Raw genomic sequence first — 16523 nt, forward strand, 5'->3', positions numbered from 1 at the left:
TTATACACAATTTTGAAGAAATATTCAACTAAAATGCAAACATTTTGTATATCTTTATTTTGTAGTATTAACCTGCATAATATTTATGGCAAACATCTTAATAAGGTATCAGATAGCACAAAATGTAAAAAGCTGGAGGTTAAAGCGAGGTTATACTCAAAAAGATTTAGCGGGAAAAATCGGTGTAACATATCAAATAGTACTACAATATGAAAAAGGAACACGCAGAATTTCAATTAAGAAGTTATATGAATTAGCAGAAGCATTATCAACAACTGCTAGAGATCTAGCTTGCGGACAAGAAGTATCAAATGAGAAAGGGTATGAGGGAGAAGAGGTATTAAATCTAGTAAGAAGACATAAAGAGATTAAGGACCAAGAATTACGTGAAACGTTTTATTTATTAACTAAATTCATCCATATTAGTGAGGAAGAAAGTGGAAAGGTGGTAAAAATAGAAGTAGCAAAGGGTTTAGTTAAGGCAGGAGTTTCTACTCATGTTATCTCTCGAACAACTAATTTATCTATTGGTGAATATGATAATGATGAGAAAAAAATTTCTATTCCGTATAAAGTAGGTTGAAGAATAAAAGAATGGAGGTTGAGAAGAGGATACACTCAAGAAGATTTAGCAAGTAAAGTGGGCATAATAAATCAAAGAATATATGAATATGAACAAGGACGCGCTGCTGTTTCACTTGAAATGTTAGATGAAATAGCAAAGGTACTATTAATTAATATTACAGATCTGCTTCCAGAAACAAGAGAAAATGAGAATAGTGAAGTGGAACTATCAAGGTTAATAGAAGAATACAAAAAGATTAAAAGCCAAGAACTACGTCATATACTAATAAAATCTCTGTTTGAAAGCATACAAGTTTGCAAAGAGAAAGTGAAGAGAGTAGAAAGGATGAAAATTGCAAGGAATTTAGTTAAGGAAGGAATTTCTATCAATATTATCTTAAAAACAGTAGGCCTCTCCTTGAACGAAATTCAACAAGTTTAAAATAAAGAAATCAGTATCTATTAACATCTTTACTTTTTAATGAAAAAATAAGTAAAAAAGATTGAAAAATTGATTTGACTTCACTCAAAAGCTATGGCCTTATGCCAATGCTGACAAAAAAACAGCAGTAAATATATAAAAACATTTTGTTATTAGTGAAGGGTAATTTTTATGAATAATAAGAAAAGTAGTAGAGATCGTAGAGAAGAAATAGAGTTCAGAGCATTAGAAAGCAACGGTAAAGCTCTACTTGATCGTGAAGTAATAGAAACGTTTCTAAGTGCAGTGCATGACAGAGAAGAAGCTCGAGTTATTGCTAGAAAGCTAATAGATAATTTTGGAATAGGAGGAGTTTAGGCCAGGAAATAGATGACTTGAAAACTATAGAAGGGATAACTGACTCTACAGTAGCAGTAATTTTATGCCTAAAGGAAGCTGCAAAGAGAGTACCAAGAGAAGAGTTAAAGAAAGGACCTGTAATGGATAACTTGGAAACCATAGTAAAATATTTAAGGGTGAGTATTGGTTACTCAGAGAAGGAAAAGATGAAAATAATATATTTTGATCAAAAGTGCCGTTTAAAGGGGGAAGAAGTGTTTACTGGTACAGTGGATAAGGTACCTTTTTACATAAGAGAAGTAACAAGAAAGGCATTAATAAGAAAAGCGACGTCAATAATAATATCGCATAACCACCCGGAAGGAAAGTTAAAGCCATCTGATGAGGATGAAGCTGTAACTAAAGACTTGGCTAAAGCTTGTCAGACTATAGGGATTAGGTTAATGGATCACATTATCATCACAAGTGTTGGGTATTTTAGCTTTAAAGAGCAAGGACTGTTATAAAGCAGATGTTTGAAGATTTTCATGAGTTGTTTAACTACTTGAATGAAGAAAGTATTTGCAAGTGCATTAATCATTGCTTATAATTAATGAGAAAGTATATATTAAATTAATAATAAAGTAATAAAGTCGGTTGTAGGCTTAGTAAAGTATATTTAATAGCGGAGGCTAATATGAGTAATAAAATAATTGTACCTTTTGATGATCAAGAAGGAGGTACTTACGAGTTAAACATTGATCTTGATAGATTATCAAAAGGTGAGGTGTTAAATGCTATTGTAGGAATTGGTCGTACTAAGGAGCAATCCACCTTTGTAAGCAAAATTAATAAGGCTAAAAAGCCTGAAGAAATAGCACCTTTCCCTGGTAGAGAAGTTCGCGAAAACCAAATCAACTATGGGAAAGGATTTGACTATGTTTATGGCACAAAACCTGTAAGTGATCAAGAAGATAAAAATCCATTTGCTTCAGCTTTGAAAAAAATAAAGCCAAGTGCAGAAAAGTTGAGCTGGTTTAAGGGTGCTGTGGTAAGAGCAAAAAGTCCAAATGAACTGCACAAGGTTGTAGACGAAGCACTAGCTGCTGGAGCGAGGCTAAATGCATGTAATGATGGAGAGTGGAGCTTCGCGGAATATGTGATACTGGGCACACATTTTCATAAATTTGATAAGGCTGATCGTAAAAAGCTAATACGTAAATTAATGCTAAACGGTGCAGAGTTTCATGATACTTTATTGGAGAATAAATTGATAGGTGAAATCTATAATGAGCTACAACCAGAAGTTCAGCCACAGATAGATGAGAGACTAGAAGAACTAGAGAAAGCTGGCGAAAGTGCTGTGCAAGAAGGAGAATTAATAGATGTTGAGATAGATAATACAACATCATATATAGAATTTTCTGGGGATAGCAAGGTAGAGGTAGCCAAAATACTGGAAGCAAAAAGAGAGTTAGGAAGTAATATTTTAAAAATTGGCAATGATGCAGTTGAGGTTAAAAGTGAGAAGGGAGGTATAAGAAACTATATCGATATGTCAGATGAAAGCTCTATTATATTAGAATTTCCTACAAGCATTGGTCAGCTAAATATTATATTGTACCACGATGTAAAAAAATATGATCAAGTACAAGTCAGAGTAGAAAACAAGGAAATGTGGTCTAAATTACAAGAAAGAGGCGAAGAAATAGGAAAAAATTGTCTTTTTGCTGGAGTAAAGCTTAAAGAAGCAGTAGAGAGAGGTAATTTCACTAGATGTGGCATATGGAATGAAAAGTATGCTATAAAAGAGATTAGCAATGATGAAGTATTGTCTTCATGGGTAAATAGGGTATGTGGAGGTAGTAAAGAAACCTTTAGGGAACTTTAATTCATTTATTTTAAGGTTCCAGAGTCTGCTATTATATCTGGAGCCTTTGAGCTATAGTAGAAAATATTATATATATGGTTCTTTTCGTGGAAAGAAGTCTAGATTATGGAGTAGGGCAAAAAGTGAAAAGTTGGAGGTTAGAGCGAGGGTATACTCAGAAGGATTTAGCGGAGAAAGTGGGTGTAAAGTACTGGGTAATACTGCAATATGAGAAAGGGAACCGTAAAATTCCAATTAAGAAGTTATATGCCATAGCAGAAGCACTATCAGTGAATGTGAAAGGTCTAGTTTGTGGAGAAACACTACCAAATGAAAAAAGATATTTTGAAGATGAAGAAATATTAAATTTAGTAAAGGGGTATAAGGATAAAGAATTAAGCGAGGTATTTTATTTATTAACCAAATTTATTCGTTTGAGCGAGGAAAGAAGCAGAAAAGCGGTAAAAATAGAAGTAGCAAGGGGTTTGATGAAAGTAGGAGTTTCTGCTCATGTTATCTCTCGAACAACTAACTTATCTATTGGTGAGTATGAGGAGAACAAAATTCCCATTCCATACAAAGTAGGGCAAAGGATAAAAGAGTGGAGATTGATACGAGGATATACTCAAAAAGATTTAGCGAATAAAGTTGGCATAACAAATCAAGGAATATACGAGTATGAACAAGGGAGAGCTGCTGTTTCACTTGAAATGTTAGATGAAATAGCAAAGGTATTATCAATCAGTGTCATAGATCTACTTCCCGAATCAGACGAGGATAGTGAAGCGGAAGAAAAGCTATCAAACTTGATAGAAGAATACAAAAAGATTGAGAGTCGGGAATTACGCGATATGCTAATCAAGTCTTTATTTGAAGGTATACATGTTTGTAGAGAAAAGGTCAGAGAGGAAAAGAAGATTGAAGTTGCAAGGAATTTAGTGAAAGAAGGAATTTCTGTTGATATTATCTTGCAAACGACAGGCTTATCAAATTATATGATTGAGAAATTTTTGTGATTTCATAAAAACTTAGCCAATAGTGGATTTTTTTGTGATAGAATATATGTTTGCTTCTGTAGGAAAAACAGCTTTTAGAGGATTTATCTATGATAATTCAGAGCATATTGGCTCAGTAAGCTACGAGCTAGGGAAAAAAATAGAAGGTTGTAGGATAGTACAAGGGTATACTCAGGCAAAATTAGCAAGCAAAATTGGTTTAACACATAAGGAAATACATAATTTTGAACTAGGGTGCAAGGCTATTACAATCAAAGAATCGTATATAATAGCAGGAGCATTGTCAGTCAATGTTATAGATCTACTTCCAGGACCAACAGTACTAAGAGAAAACGGTTGGTACGAAGATGAGGATAAAGAAATAGTCTACCTAACAAAAATACATAGAGAAATTAAGGATCAGGAATTACGCAAGAAGCTGTATCCATTAGTAAGGTTTGTATATATTAGCGAGAAAATTAGTCAAGAAGAAGCGAAAATAGAAGTAGCAAAGAATCTAGTGAAAGAAGGAGTTTCAGTTGATATTATTTCCCAAGTGACTCGCTTATCTATTTACGAATATGATGATATAGAGAAAGAAATTTGTACTGATTCTATACTTTACAAAGTGGGAAAAAGGATAAAAGAGCAGAGATTAATACGGGAATACACTCAGGAGGACTTGGCAAATAAAATCGGTTCAACACCTAAAGAAATACACGACTATGAACGAGGATATACAGACATTCCAATTGAAATATTATATAAGATAGCAAAGACATTATCAGTTAACATTAAAGCTCTTGGACTAACAGAATATGAAAATGAGCCAGTTTTGAGGTTTGTAGGTAAATGCGAAAAAATTGAGGATCAAGAATTACTGGATACGGTAGCTAGATCTTTATCTGAAGGAATACAAACTGGTAAAGAAAGGGTTAAAAAAGCAGAGAAAATCAAGATTGCAAAAGATCTAGTTAAGGCAGGTGTTGCTAGTGATATTATTGTGCGAGCAAGTGGCCTAACTGCTGATGAGTTGGGTGATTGTGAAAATTGAATTGTGTTAAAGACGGTTGGGAGTGTTAGGTAATATATTAAGATATAAGTAAAAGTAGTTATATACTTAATATAAATAAAGGTTGCAAATAATCTACGTATGCTGGATGTTTCTATTGATGCCATTTCTAAAATAAAAGATTTATCGATTGATGAGCTTGAGAATCGTGTTTTTAAAATTTAACCTAAATTAGTGCTTTACTTATTCATAAAGAATATATTAAAACATTATCAGAATTAGTTATATATTTAATATACATTCATTACTAAATGAAATTCTTGTGCTTTTATATTCAATATATAATATTCAAATAGAAAGGTATTTAAGTGAATTAACTAAAGTAGGTACTAGAAATTTAGCAGCTATCTTGAGTATGCCAATTTTTCTAAAAATATTGACGGTACTAAAAAAATAAGTTATCCTTTTAACAGGTTTATTGAGGAGGTGTGTATGGTTAGTCATGAAAAAAAACATAAAGTAGCATTTTGTATTTCAGTTGTTACGTTTTGTGCTGGCCTCTCGTTAATTGCAGCAATACTTACGACAGTAGCGCCTTTAATTGCTATAGTTGTTTCAACTATAATAGGGGCAATAACTATTTTGTCTGCTTGCCAAGCTATTGAGAGCTACTCAGTCATAAAAAATAGTAATAAGGTAACAAGTAGTTTCCATGAAATAAAAGAAGCTTTTACAGGAGAGGAAAGCGAGCTTTTTGTTGAAAAGGTTTTTAACCATTTATGTGGATTTTTCAGTAGTGAAAAAGAAAGTAGTACGCAAAGATAATAAGATTTCTCAACAAGGCAAATTTGCTTATTTTACTTGATGTAAATTAAGATACAATGTCACAAAATTTATCGATTACTTTTTGATTTTCCTCTATCATTGGCTTTGCCTCTTGCTGAAGAGATTTGATATTTTTTGATGTAATATTATCCATGTCAGGTGATGCTATTTTTAGCTGTGACTGTATTCTTAAATACTTACTACCTATAACTTGATCGAGCTGGTAGTTCACTGCATCTAAACTTGAAGCAAACATCACATGTAATAGTGGTTTTATCCAGCCTATTTTTCCAAATCTCTTTGAATTGGCATACTCTATGCTTCTATCTGTTCTGCCAGTACCTATCGATAATATTAGAATGTCACCATTTGGAAATAACCTTTTACCACTTGCATATGCACAAGCTGCTGGATTATTGGCAAACACTCCGCCATCCACTAATACTCTGTTTATCTGGTCAATTTTTAGATGTTTTGGTATGAAATAAGTGGGTGCAGCCGTTGCAGCTCTGAGTGCATCTTTTAGCTTAATATTACCTTCTTTCCAACTTTTGAAGAAAAATGGGCAGTTATTCTGAATATCGTAACTCGTAATCAACACATTACTTAAAGTGTTTTGTAGAGTATTATCACCAAAATATTTTTCTAATATCGATTCGATGTTTTTGTGTGGATATTGTGCACAGTTAAACCAAGATAATATTGATCGCCTAAAAAATGAAGACTTAAAAATATATGCTCCGTACTTTTGGTAAAGCTCAACTAGGTCGTTGGCTGAGTATTGGGGATTTCCCCGTTCATCTTTTTTACATAATCCTGCTACAACAATTCCACCGGTTGAGGTTCCTGCCATCAAATCAAAGATTTCAGCTATCGGTTTCCTTGCTCTTTTTTCTATTTCTGCTAATATTATCGCTGGTATGATGCCTCTTATGCCTCCACCGTCTACTGAAAGGATGTATTTGGTCATGGTTAGATATTTATTGATTTTATTAACTTGTTCTCTTTTATCAGGTTGTGTTTCTTGTCCAAGTACTACTGTATGTTTCACTCCTAGAGAAAATTGCACCAATCTAATAATTGATTCCGTAGAGCATGCTAGAGGGTCTGTGTTGGTTCAAGCATATTCATTTACTTCTAAATCTATTGCAAAGTCGCTAATCGAAGCTAAGGAACGTGGTGTTGATATTAAGGTTATCCTCGATGAATCACAAATTAGTTCAAAACATAGTGTAATTAACGAATTATTTGAGCACAAAATCCCGATATGGATTGATTTTAAACCCGCTATTGCTCATAGCAAGGTAATTATTATTGATGATCAAAAAGTCATAACTGGATCATTTAACTTTTCAGATGCTGCTCAGCAAAGAAATGCTGAAAACCTACTCATCATAACAGGAGATTCTCCACTAGTTGAACAATATGTTGAAAATTGGAGAGATCGTCAATCGCAATCTAGGCCTTATACGCCATTAATAGTAAATTGATTACCCACATTTTAAGTTGCTAGCTTTAAAATCATCCAGTTCTTCAGAAAGATTTTTTACCCTTTCCTCAAGTACTAACACTTTTTCCATTAAACCATATTCAATAAGTTTATCGTGAAATTGTACCCTTGAGTCTAGCTTGGATAACCACCATATCAATGCTACGGTTTGGATTAATATGGTAATAATTACCGTAATTGGGATTTTTTGCTTTTCCATGTGAAAATATTAACTTATTATGGGTAATTTTGGAAGTTTATATGCAGATTATAGAAAACTTACAGCTTTAGTAATTACTTTTTGTTGATTCGTATTGATCCTCTGCCTCTGCAAGTAGCTTTACTATTTGATCGTAGGGCTTATCTTTGTTGTGCCTTGATTCTATTACAGCTACATCTCGAGGATTTTTTCCATCTGTATCTCTAATATTAGGATTAGCACCTCTTTCTAATAAGAACTTAACTATCTCTAAATTGCCTCCGTATGCGGCAGAATGTAATACTGTCCATCCTTTATATCTACCCGTATCATTTATATTAACTCCTTCATTCACTAGAAATTTTACTAATTTTAGACATTTTCCCTCTGCTGCACAATGTAACGCTGTTAATCTAGGAATTTGTGTGTTAATGCTCAATAGGTTCTTTACTGAAAACTTTACTACATCTAGGTTACAATTTTCAGAAGCAATGCGTAAGATCGTTTTGTAATTATCTGTAGCTTTAGATTTTTGATAGCAATATGTAATAATGACACATACCACTAATATTATACACCATACAAAATGTATTTTATCCTTTTCATTACATTTTAGTTGACTCATATTCAGTAGTTTCTTTACATTGAATAGACTATGTACTTATTTTTCCTTAACATTACTTACTCAAAGATGCTGATAACATAGTAAGATAACCTGAGCTATTTAGAGTATGCTCCGCTCTATTAACTATCCATTCACCATCTACCGCTTGATTAAAACCTATAAGATTAAGTTTAGCTTCTGCAAATAGCTCTGGATTACCAGGCATAGTTATATCTAAAATTTCATTGTTACGCTTCAATTGTTTCAACTTGGCATTTGCTGCACTCAGCGCTGACTCTGCATTAGAGTAAAGTTCCAGCATAATATAACTTGGCTCGCTACTACCAACTGTTTCTTTAATAGTTTCGCCCTTTTCATAGCTGTGCCATTTTGCTACTACTGAATTATACTTATCACGTACGGTAAAATGCACTTTCCAATTAATTGTGTCTTGAGGTCTAATAGTTGTTGTTCCTAAAACTTTTCCTGTGGCTGATTTTGCCATATTCTTTGAAATAAACAATATATACCCACCAGCTAACTTTGCCATTGCTTCACGCTCTGTTGCAATCTTTGTTAACAGACTTATATCACTTTCATCTACCTGATTAATGTGGGGTATTAATACATTCTTAAATTCCTCAGCAACTTTATATCCATATCCATGTTTTTGGGCTATTTCTTTTACTAAGTTTTCTATGGTAATTTGGTGCCATTCTTTTGATACTTTTGCCTTTAAAGATATTCTTAAATTTGTTGCATGAGCTTTTATTAGTAGAGTTTTAGGTGGACCCTGTATAGTCACTTCGTTGACTGTATATATACCCATTGGAAAGATTCCAATTTCCTTATAACCTAGTGCTATGTTTAATTCATTTGGAATTTCTACATTTTCATTACCATAATCAACACATACCTCTGCAACATCATCTATAGTACCAGATTCATCAGTAAGATGCACTGATATTACATGATCTTTTATTCCCTCAATGCTAAATTCAGGTTTCATTTATTCCCACACTTTTAACTTCGATTTTTTTAATTGCTCTTGTATTAAAGGCAGTTTAATCCTTAACCCAGATGGCAAAGAACCACTATACTCTGCAAGACCAGGATTAGCCTCTAAAACTACTTCCACTACTCCTCTAGTTGCTCCATAATGCCTCCAGCAAATTAGATCTATCATCTCTCCTTCCTTACTCCAGTAATATGTTGTCATTTTTAGTTAAATCTCTTCAAACTTAAACTAAACTCAACCTTTTTTGGTAATCCACAAGGAAAAAATGATGTTTGTTTTTTCTCTATCCGTACAATCACAAACCTCCCTAAAACATTACCTAAACTGTCTACTAAAGTATGTGGTTCTTCTGCTTCTTTCATACTTTTTAATTGATTTAAATCATTGAGATTATGGAAATAAATTATTCCTTCTAAGTCTATATTTTCTGTACCTTGGCCAATATTTTGCAATGAAGGTAGTTTACCAATGCACTCAATTGTACTCCAACGATTTTCTTTACTGCACCTTACACTTGTTGGAGAAAGCTTATGTTGACCAAGTGATAGCATTAGTAAATTGGCTCTATTGAATCAAACAGAACATCACGTGATTTTTCCCTTATTCTTTTTATTACTGCATCAGCAAGACTACGTACATCTTGGTTAGGTTCTGCTTTTATACTTATATTAAATGTAAAAGTTTGATTGAAAATTTTTTGTTCACACTTTTCACAGTCTTTTAAAACTTTCTCTGAATTATCTGCTACGGAACTTTTTTCTGTAATTACACTAGCACTTTCAATCATATTCGTTCTACTATTCGAAATTCCACTAAAAGCATTATTGTGCAGTAAAGGATTTTCTTTACTAAAAACATTATTTTTACTGATTATCTTAGTTGTACCGCCTATTTTTGCTTTTACTGGTTTCTCTAATGCTTTTATTGGACTATCATTAAATAATTTTCCCAAACCAATCCAATTTTCTATAGGTTTTGCAATTGATTTCCAGATACTTGAGAAAAAGTCCTTTACCTTTTGCCAATTAGCGATTACAAGCGCTGCACCAACTGATAGTCCAGCAATAGCAGCTCCTATAGGATTGGTAGCCACAGCTAGCGTTAAAGCTTTCAGTCCCATGATCACTGCGGGAATTACTCGAGCTGATAACGAAGTTAATACTGGCAAAAGTGTTCCCTGCAAAATAGCCTTAAAAGTTAATATTCCACCTCCAGCCAATGCAAATGCATAACCAAAACCTACCACTGCAATCTTACCAATAATAAGAGCTGAAATTATGCTCATAACTCCTGTAGTCAAAATTGGACACTTCTCTGCGAACCAAACTATACCTGTAGATATAGACCTCAAAATCTTACTTATCCAATTTAAAGGAGGTAGCATAACTGACCCTAAGTTCATCCCTAGTTCTGCTATTGTATTTTTGAGTAGTTGCAAATTATTTGCTGTAGTACTTGCACGGTTATTAAATTCCTTTTGCATAGATTTATTATACTTTTCTTTATCAGCCACAAAACCTATTGCTTTTTTATATTCTTCCAAACTCCCAACTATCAATGCAATATCATCTTGATATTCTTGACCAAAGAGATTGAGAAGGATTTGTGAACGTTCTTGTTTATCTATTTTCTCTAAAGTTTTAAAAAAGTAGAGTAATGCTTCTTGACCGTTTTCAGCAACTTTTTGTGACATTTCCTCTGCAGTGATACCTATCGATTCCAATGCTGCCTTGAACTCTTTTCCTTGCCCTTCAGCAGTTTGAAGTTTACTAAGTAGAGCGTTTATTGCAGTTGCTGCTTTTGCTGGTTGTTTACCTAAACTAATGAAAGCATTTACTAAACTGCTTGTCTGATTAATATCTAAACCAAATTGTTTTGCATTACCACCCACTCTAGCGAGTGCTTCAATCATATCGTTTGCCTTAGCTGCAGTATTATCTGATAGGTAATTTATAATATCACCAACTCCTTCCATCTTCTCTACTGCAATTCCATAAATGTTAGCGAGTTTAGCTATAGAATCACCAGCTTGCTCAGCAGACATGTCAAATGCTGTGGCCATTTTAGCTACTATTGTGGTAAATTCAAGCAGCCTATCTTTGTCGATACCAAGCTGACCACCACTTGCAGCTATTTTTGCTAACTCTGCAGCCGATAATGGTATTTCACGGGATAATTTCTTTAATTTTTGAGCAAATTCTTCGGCCTCATTTGTGTTCTGAGTAAAGTTTACTACCTTTTTAACATCAGCCATAGCACTTTCAAAGTCAATCGCAACTTTAATTGGCGCTGCAAGTGAAAGCCCTAGCCCTACAGTCTCCATTACTTGTGATCTATAATGCGCTTTTTTTGCCAAAGCATTTTGCTGTTTTTGTATTACAGATCCTAATTTACTGTATTTTCCTTTAAGTACTTCAATAGATGAACCAAGTTTAGTTTGATCCCTCACTAAAGATTTAATATCCTTTCCACTTTTTCTGATTTCTTCATTTAATGTGTGAAGTGCATCTCTCTTTTTAATATAAGCCTCTTTTGCCTTTGATGCTGATGCTTTCAATTTTTCAAATTCATTTTTCAGTGCTTTGCTTGGTTCTTTTTTTCCTTCTTTTCTTTAGCAATTACTGCAGCTGGTTTTTTTGCTTTCTTCTCCGCTTCCTTCCAATTTTTCATGGCTTCAAGGGCATCGTGGTTTAGTTGCTTAAATTTGGAAACAGATTTCATTGACGAATCAAGTTGCTTTATACTATCACCCAACTTAGAAAGCTTTGTTGCACTACCTGTCATTGCATTGTTAAAACTTCCATCTAAAGTTGCACCTATTTTTATTGAAAGCATTGACATTTTTTTGCTACTCCTTTACTTATTTCTATCCAGGATAAAAATTCATTTACATCCATATTAGTAATCTGCTCAATTCCACTTCCTGAAATAGAACTGAGTAGTAGTACATTATACTTTAAGTTCTCTGTTCCAGCGGCGACAAAAAATCTTTTAGCACCTTCTGTATTTCTACATAATCTTTAATACATAAATCTTCAACTACTTCTTTTGGTATGGATGTTAGATTAGCAATTAAAGCTACTTCTTTTAAAGCTTCGCCTTCTATGCGTTCTATAGCAAGTAAATCTCTTACTTTAGGTTCACGCATCGATAATTCTGAGACGGAAATTCCATCAACTGTAATTGGATTATTAAGTGTTATAGTGTGCATTATCGCCTCCTTAAAAATAAAATTTCAAATAAGTTTTTATATTCCTAAAATCGTTTGCAACAAAGCCATTTGATCAATACCATTTATCTTTCTAATCATATTTTCAGCATCGATTTCTATCAGCTCATTGCCACCTATGGTAAGTTTATAATAATGGGCAGCTACAGTGCATTTTAGAGTGGCTTTTTCTGCTGGCTTCCAACTGCCAAAATCAAATTCTTTAAAAATGCCTCTTAAATTGATTATTACTCCTTCAATATCATTGCTACCACTTCCTTGCATTCCACCTCTAAGTGTCAAAGAAACCGAGTTTCCATTTATCAAGCCAAATAGCCGAAAGAGTTCTGTATCGTATTCAGAAAAAGTAAAGTCTGCTTCTAACTTTTCCATACCCATGTCAATATTTATTGGAATATCCATACTACCAGCACGGTACTCTTCTGTTTTTATGGTAAGCTTTGGTAGCGTTATCTCATCAATTTTTCCTGCATAACCCCGACCATCGACGAATACATTAAAATTCTTTAAAATCTTCGGTAACATCTCTTTCTCCCATTTTTATAATATTGTACCACTCACAAGATGTGACCTGAAAGTAATCTGTTCTGCTGGATATGGTGGTGTAAACTCGAAGTCAAAAGACACTTTCCCGCTTGCAATGTTTGCCGGTGTATTGAGCTCTGGTGTTGCATAACATTTTCCGCTGATAATTGCTCCTTGCGCTTTCAAATTGGCCAAATAAGAATTCACCCCCTCAATCACATCATCTATATAAGTTTTGGTAATATTGCGATCAACTGCCCATAGATGAGCTCTAAGTAGACTGTCGTTAATTAAGTCTGCAGTGCGCCTTACTGATAGAAAAGCCCATTTTGGATCGCTTGAACACGTTCTATTTCCCCAAAGCCTGTAGCCATTTTGATGAATTATAGTTGTTACCTCATTTTCATTTAAATGGTTTGCTCTACAATTTGTATTACCGAGCATAAAATCAATAGGCCTGCTTGTGCCAGCAATACCGTTTATTTCTTTATTTGAAGGTGAGTGCCAGAATCCTTGTTCGCTATCTACTTTCGCTATTAAACCAGCTACAAATGGACTCGATGGCAAGATTTCTTCTTTTCCTTCAATAAATAACTTAATCCATGGGTCAACCACGTAAACTCTTGAGCTGCCTACACTTTTTCTCCATTTTATTGCTTCTTCATCATTAGTATTTGGTCCATCTGCAACAATAATTGCTCTTAATTTTTCTGCTATGGAAATTAAAGCACTCACTACTGAATTTACTCCATCTATTTCAGGTAACTGATGAGTAAACTGAGGTGCAATTAATATTCTTGGAGAAACATGAACTATACTTTCACTACTGAGGAATGCTTGAATCCCTTGATACTCTCCAGTCTCTTTATCAACACCGCCAATTATATTTTTCAGTGTCTCTTCTTCTTTTAATTTTGGATCGCTGTTTTCACTTTCTTTAACTCGAATAACTACTACTGTTGAACCGATTTGGGAAAATATTCCATTTACTGCAGAAGGTAAACTGCCACTCTTTCCGAGCTTTGCTGCTTCCTTTAAGCTTCCTGCAATTAACACTGGTTTATTTAGCGGAAATTTTTGCTCATCAGTTTCAGGAGCAGTACCAATTACACCTATCACTGATGATTTAGCTGTACGTACTGTCTTTGCTCCTGAGGTTACCTCAATAACATTTACACCATGTAAAAATTCTTCAGCCATTTCTTTGCATCTTTTGTTTAAAATCGTTTAGTAAGTTCTCTAGCTCATTTTCACTTTTGGCTTCTGCAATTTTCTTCTTGGTAATGTCTTCCAACTCTTCACATTTAATTATTTCTTTTACTGCTTTTTTCACTTTTTCCTCAATTATTTTTGCCATTTCAATAACTGTAATACCACGGACTTTTGCTAATGGCTCTATAATTTCCACATCCTTTTCATTCATAGATTCTGGTGCTGCTAAAATGTTCTCTGCGGCTTTCGCTTGAATCTCATAAGATTTAGCTTTTTGGTGAGAATGCCCTGCGTATTGGTGAGTATAGTTATCATAATAAGCACGAAGATTAGAAAGTGCAGAAAACTTCGCATTTTGCAGTAACTCCAATTCAATGTCTTCTTGATTTCGCTGAGCAATTTTGCCTCCTTCTGTTAAACAATAGCTTTTTTGCCAATCAAAATTCTTTGGCGCTTCATACCAATCATTTCCAGTTGGCTTGTTTTCAAGTGTTGTTGTTTCAATCTGCTTGTGGTTTTCAAAACGTATATAAATAGTCACAAATTCCTCCTCATTGCCATATTTGATCAGTTCGTTCTAATCCTGGACATTGCCAAGCTTTTAGCGTTCTCTCTACGTCCACCTCAAGCCCTGTAGTTAGAACATTGCTACGTATGTTATAAATCCCCCACTGAATAAATTGACCATAGTTGTGTACATAATTTGATGCAAGCATACCTTGACTAACTTGTGTTCTGGAATACAGGTAAGATGATGTGTAAAGTAATATTGCAACTGTTTTTCCTGCTGGAATCTCCACATTACCAGATCCAGCTAATTTGCTATCAGAACTCGTGTATTGGTAAACATTTTTCCATATTATTCTTGAAATACTTGATTTATTAGAATTGGTATTATCTGGTGTTCCCACAAATAGTCCTGCACCCCCGTACTCCGTACTAGAGTACGATGATCCAACAAATTCTATTGTTTTATTTATGTTCACATTCGTTGTATTTTTTATAAATACTACTCCAAGTGCAGCATATGGGTAATAGTATATCTCATCATAACTACCCGAAAAGCTTTTTGTGCATAACTCTCCGTAAATAAATGTTCCCTTGCTTCCCTCTATAAAACTTAGTTGTCTTGGCCGATAAAAACTAACGTAATCTGTATTGTACGTATGGCTACCTGCTAGTAGTTGTAACATATAGTCAGTTTTTGTTATATCACTACTCCACTTTCCAAGCTCTGTCATAAAAGTTCCGTGGCCAAAATAATTATTTTTTCTGCCAAGTACACCAAATAAGAAAGGTAATGACCCTGGTTCAACCATATTGCGCTTTCTTATTTCTTGTGTAAGCGATGCTTTCAGCTCATCATCTCTAGTTTTTATCTCGTTTGTAAGGGATGTTTTTAATTGGTTATCACGAGTTTCTATTTCCCTAATAATTGATGAGCCAGATGGTACATTATTAACAGCACGAAAATCTTCTACTAAACCTTTAAGACCATCTTTATGACTGTTACTAATGCTATTTATTGCTGCAATATTTGCATTCTTTCTCGTATCAAGTAGAGATATATGAGAATCTGATGATGCTTTTAAAGTGTTTAAGGAATTATCCCTAAGCTTGTTGATTTCATTGACGGAATCTGTTTTTGCTGCAGTTATTGCCGATATTGAGTTTGTTTTGTTGCTGTTTATGTCATTTAAGTGTTTTCTTGCACTATCAAGAAGTTCTTTTAGCTTACCATCAGTCATCTGTACAATTTCAGAAACTGCACTTTTGTCGACTATTGATTCCAATGCTTTAGCAAGATATGCTAATTGATCTGGTGTACTGTTTTCTGCTAAATCCTTAAGCCTCTTTTGTAGTGCATCAATTATCTCTTTTACCTCAGTCATCTGCACAATGTCAGCAATAGCTTTTTTATCTGCTATCAACTCCAGCGATTTTGCAAGATATGCCAGTTGATCAGGTGTGCTGTTTGCTGCTAAATCCTTTATCCTTTGATGTAACGCTTCTATTGCTTCTTTCATTCCCAAAAATTCAAAAAAGTTTCAAATCTAAATCGTTTAAAATTATTTTTTAGTTGATTATGCTCATCTTCTCTTTCGGTAATATCTTCATCTATTTTTTCTATAGCTCTGCGAATACGTACTACATCTTCCACTGCAATGTTTTCTGGATGTGGTAGTGTATATCCTCGTTTGCTTTGGTCATTTGGCATTGA

Annotated in this window: 21 protein-coding genes and 1 pseudogene; 8 read left to right on the forward strand and 14 right to left on the reverse strand. The window is 34.0% G+C overall.

What is annotated here, in order from left to right:
* Window positions 1-85 precede the first annotated feature (85 nt).
* From MWH06_04100 to MWH06_04130, 7 genes and pseudogenes are all read left to right on the forward strand, one after another.
* A pseudogene (locus tag MWH06_04100) lies at window positions 86-1006 on the forward strand (helix-turn-helix domain-containing protein).
* Between the two features lie 171 nt (window positions 1007-1177).
* Entirely contained in the window at window positions 1178-1363 is a 186-nt protein-coding gene (locus tag MWH06_04105) for a hypothetical protein (GenBank protein UPA54513.1), read from the forward strand.
* A 17-nt stretch (window positions 1364-1380) separates the two neighbouring features.
* Window positions 1381-1851: a JAB domain-containing protein gene (locus MWH06_04110; protein UPA54514.1), complete on the forward strand. Its 471-nt coding sequence runs from the start codon at window positions 1381-1383 to the stop codon at window positions 1849-1851.
* A 170-nt stretch (window positions 1852-2021) separates the two neighbouring features.
* Window positions 2022-3215 carry a hypothetical protein gene (locus tag MWH06_04115; protein ID UPA54515.1) on the forward strand — a complete coding sequence of 398 codons (1194 nt, stop codon included), beginning with the start codon at window positions 2022-2024 and terminating at the stop codon, window positions 3213-3215.
* Between the two features lie 74 nt (window positions 3216-3289).
* Entirely contained in the window at window positions 3290-4210 is a 921-nt protein-coding gene (locus MWH06_04120) for a helix-turn-helix domain-containing protein (GenBank protein ID UPA54516.1), read from the forward strand.
* Between the two features lie 46 nt (window positions 4211-4256).
* A complete protein-coding gene (locus tag MWH06_04125; GenBank protein UPA55746.1) occupies window positions 4257-5243 on the forward strand; it encodes a helix-turn-helix domain-containing protein in 987 nt (328 codons plus the stop codon).
* A gap of 450 nt (window positions 5244-5693) precedes the next feature.
* On the forward strand, window positions 5694-6026 hold the full coding sequence (locus tag MWH06_04130; GenBank protein UPA54517.1) for a hypothetical protein: 333 nt from the start codon (window positions 5694-5696) through the stop codon (window positions 6024-6026).
* Window positions 6027-6072: 46 nt separating this feature from the next.
* On the opposite strand, the gene MWH06_04135 is transcribed toward MWH06_04130, so the two are convergent.
* Entirely contained in the window at window positions 6073-6996 is a 924-nt protein-coding gene (locus MWH06_04135) for a patatin-like phospholipase family protein (GenBank protein ID UPA54518.1), read from the reverse strand.
* On the opposite strand from MWH06_04135, the gene MWH06_04140 reads away from it, so the two are divergent.
* Window positions 6995-7516 carry a phospholipase D family protein gene (locus MWH06_04140; GenBank protein ID UPA54519.1) on the forward strand — a complete coding sequence of 174 codons (522 nt, stop codon included), beginning with the start codon at window positions 6995-6997 and terminating at the stop codon, window positions 7514-7516. The genes MWH06_04135 and MWH06_04140 overlap by 2 nt on opposite strands.
* Here MWH06_04140 and MWH06_04145 read toward each other — a convergent pair whose 3' ends face one another.
* The 13 genes from MWH06_04145 to MWH06_04205 form a co-directional block, all read right to left on the reverse strand.
* Window positions 7517-7735 carry a hypothetical protein gene (locus MWH06_04145; GenBank protein ID UPA54520.1) on the reverse strand — a complete coding sequence of 73 codons (219 nt, stop codon included), beginning with the start codon at window positions 7733-7735 and terminating at the stop codon, window positions 7517-7519.
* Between the two features lie 67 nt (window positions 7736-7802).
* A complete protein-coding gene (locus MWH06_04150; protein ID UPA54521.1) occupies window positions 7803-8339 on the reverse strand; it encodes an ankyrin repeat domain-containing protein in 537 nt (178 codons plus the stop codon).
* Between the two features lie 52 nt (window positions 8340-8391).
* The gene (locus tag MWH06_04155; GenBank protein UPA54522.1) at window positions 8392-9327 is read right to left on the reverse strand and encodes a phage tail protein; all 936 of its coding nucleotides are present in this window, start codon (window positions 9325-9327) and stop codon (window positions 8392-8394) included.
* Complete coding sequence (locus MWH06_04160) at window positions 9328-9537, reverse strand: tail protein X (GenBank protein ID UPA54523.1); 210 nt, start codon at window positions 9535-9537, stop codon at window positions 9328-9330.
* A 2-nt stretch (window positions 9538-9539) separates the two neighbouring features.
* The gene (locus MWH06_04165) at window positions 9540-9887 is read right to left on the reverse strand and encodes a phage tail protein (protein ID UPA54524.1); all 348 of its coding nucleotides are present in this window, start codon (window positions 9885-9887) and stop codon (window positions 9540-9542) included.
* The gene (locus MWH06_04170; GenBank protein ID UPA54525.1) at window positions 9887-11893 is read right to left on the reverse strand and encodes a phage tail tape measure protein; all 2007 of its coding nucleotides are present in this window, start codon (window positions 11891-11893) and stop codon (window positions 9887-9889) included. The genes MWH06_04165 and MWH06_04170 overlap by 1 nt, the downstream gene beginning before the upstream one ends.
* A 17-nt stretch (window positions 11894-11910) precedes the next feature.
* Window positions 11911-12171, reverse strand: a complete 261-nt coding sequence (locus MWH06_04175; GenBank protein ID UPA54526.1) for a hypothetical protein — start codon at window positions 12169-12171, stop codon at window positions 11911-11913.
* Between the two features lie 121 nt (window positions 12172-12292).
* Window positions 12293-12547 (reverse strand): phage tail assembly protein, encoded by a 255-nt coding sequence (locus MWH06_04180; GenBank protein UPA54527.1) that lies wholly within the window; start codon window positions 12545-12547, stop codon window positions 12293-12295.
* 36 nt (window positions 12548-12583) lie between these two features.
* Window positions 12584-13090, reverse strand: coding sequence for a phage major tail tube protein (locus MWH06_04185; GenBank protein UPA54528.1), 507 nt, complete (start codon window positions 13088-13090; stop codon window positions 12584-12586).
* Window positions 13091-13105: 15 nt separating this feature from the next.
* On the reverse strand, window positions 13106-14290 hold the full coding sequence (locus MWH06_04190; protein ID UPA54529.1) for a phage tail sheath subtilisin-like domain-containing protein: 1185 nt from the start codon (window positions 14288-14290) through the stop codon (window positions 13106-13108).
* Window positions 14283-14843, reverse strand: a complete 561-nt coding sequence (locus MWH06_04195; GenBank protein ID UPA54530.1) for a hypothetical protein — start codon at window positions 14841-14843, stop codon at window positions 14283-14285. Before MWH06_04195 ends, MWH06_04190 begins: the two co-directional genes overlap by 8 nt.
* Window positions 14844-14853: 10 nt before the next feature.
* Window positions 14854-16329, reverse strand: coding sequence for a hypothetical protein (locus tag MWH06_04200; protein UPA54531.1), 1476 nt, complete (start codon window positions 16327-16329; stop codon window positions 14854-14856).
* The gene (locus MWH06_04205) at window positions 16326-16520 is read right to left on the reverse strand and encodes a hypothetical protein (GenBank protein ID UPA54532.1); all 195 of its coding nucleotides are present in this window, start codon (window positions 16518-16520) and stop codon (window positions 16326-16328) included. The genes MWH06_04200 and MWH06_04205 overlap by 4 nt, the downstream gene beginning before the upstream one ends.
* Between the last annotated feature and the right edge of the window lie 3 nt (window positions 16521-16523).

The sequence above is a fragment of the Wolbachia pipientis genome, assembly GCA_023052945.1.
GTDB lineage: Bacteria > Pseudomonadota > Alphaproteobacteria > Rickettsiales > Anaplasmataceae > Wolbachia.

What these genes read in the sequence shown, in the direction of transcription:
- MWH06_04105 (UPA54513.1), top strand. Translation starts at nt 1,178, where the DNA reads ATGAATAATAAGAAAAGTAGTAGAGATCGTAGAGAAGAAATAGAGTTC.
- MWH06_04115 (UPA54515.1), top strand. Translation starts at nt 2,022, where the DNA reads ATGAGTAATAAAATAATTGTACCTTTTGATGATCAAGAAGGAGGTACT.
- MWH06_04120 (UPA54516.1), top strand. Translation starts at nt 3,290, where the DNA reads ATGGTTCTTTTCGTGGAAAGAAGTCTAGATTATGGAGTAGGGCAAAAA.
- MWH06_04125 (UPA55746.1), top strand. Translation starts at nt 4,257, where the DNA reads ATGTTTGCTTCTGTAGGAAAAACAGCTTTTAGAGGATTTATCTATGAT.
- MWH06_04130 (UPA54517.1), top strand. Translation starts at nt 5,694, where the DNA reads ATGGTTAGTCATGAAAAAAAACATAAAGTAGCATTTTGTATTTCAGTT.
- MWH06_04140 (UPA54519.1), top strand. Translation starts at nt 6,995, where the DNA reads ATGGTTAGATATTTATTGATTTTATTAACTTGTTCTCTTTTATCAGGT.
- MWH06_04135 (UPA54518.1), bottom strand. Translation starts at nt 6,996, where the DNA reads ATGACCAAATACATCCTTTCAGTAGACGGTGGAGGCATAAGAGGCATC.
- MWH06_04145 (UPA54520.1), bottom strand. Translation starts at nt 7,735, where the DNA reads ATGGAAAAGCAAAAAATCCCAATTACGGTAATTATTACCATATTAATC.
- MWH06_04150 (UPA54521.1), bottom strand. Translation starts at nt 8,339, where the DNA reads ATGAGTCAACTAAAATGTAATGAAAAGGATAAAATACATTTTGTATGG.
- MWH06_04155 (UPA54522.1), bottom strand. Translation starts at nt 9,327, where the DNA reads ATGAAACCTGAATTTAGCATTGAGGGAATAAAAGATCATGTAATATCA.
- MWH06_04160 (UPA54523.1), bottom strand. Translation starts at nt 9,537, where the DNA reads ATGACAACATATTACTGGAGTAAGGAAGGAGAGATGATAGATCTAATT.
- MWH06_04165 (UPA54524.1), bottom strand. Translation starts at nt 9,887, where the DNA reads ATGCTATCACTTGGTCAACATAAGCTTTCTCCAACAAGTGTAAGGTGC.
- MWH06_04175 (UPA54526.1), bottom strand. Translation starts at nt 12,171, where the DNA reads ATGCTTTCAATAAAAATAGGTGCAACTTTAGATGGAAGTTTTAACAAT.
- MWH06_04180 (UPA54527.1), bottom strand. Translation starts at nt 12,547, where the DNA reads ATGCACACTATAACACTTAATAATCCAATTACAGTTGATGGAATTTCC.
- MWH06_04185 (UPA54528.1), bottom strand. Translation starts at nt 13,090, where the DNA reads ATGTTACCGAAGATTTTAAAGAATTTTAATGTATTCGTCGATGGTCGG.
- MWH06_04190 (UPA54529.1), bottom strand. Translation starts at nt 14,290, where the DNA reads ATGGCTGAAGAATTTTTACATGGTGTAAATGTTATTGAGGTAACCTCA.
- MWH06_04200 (UPA54531.1), bottom strand. Translation starts at nt 16,329, where the DNA reads ATGAAAGAAGCAATAGAAGCGTTACATCAAAGGATAAAGGATTTAGCA.
- MWH06_04205 (UPA54532.1), bottom strand. Translation starts at nt 16,520, where the DNA reads ATGCCAAATGACCAAAGCAAACGAGGATATACACTACCACATCCAGAA.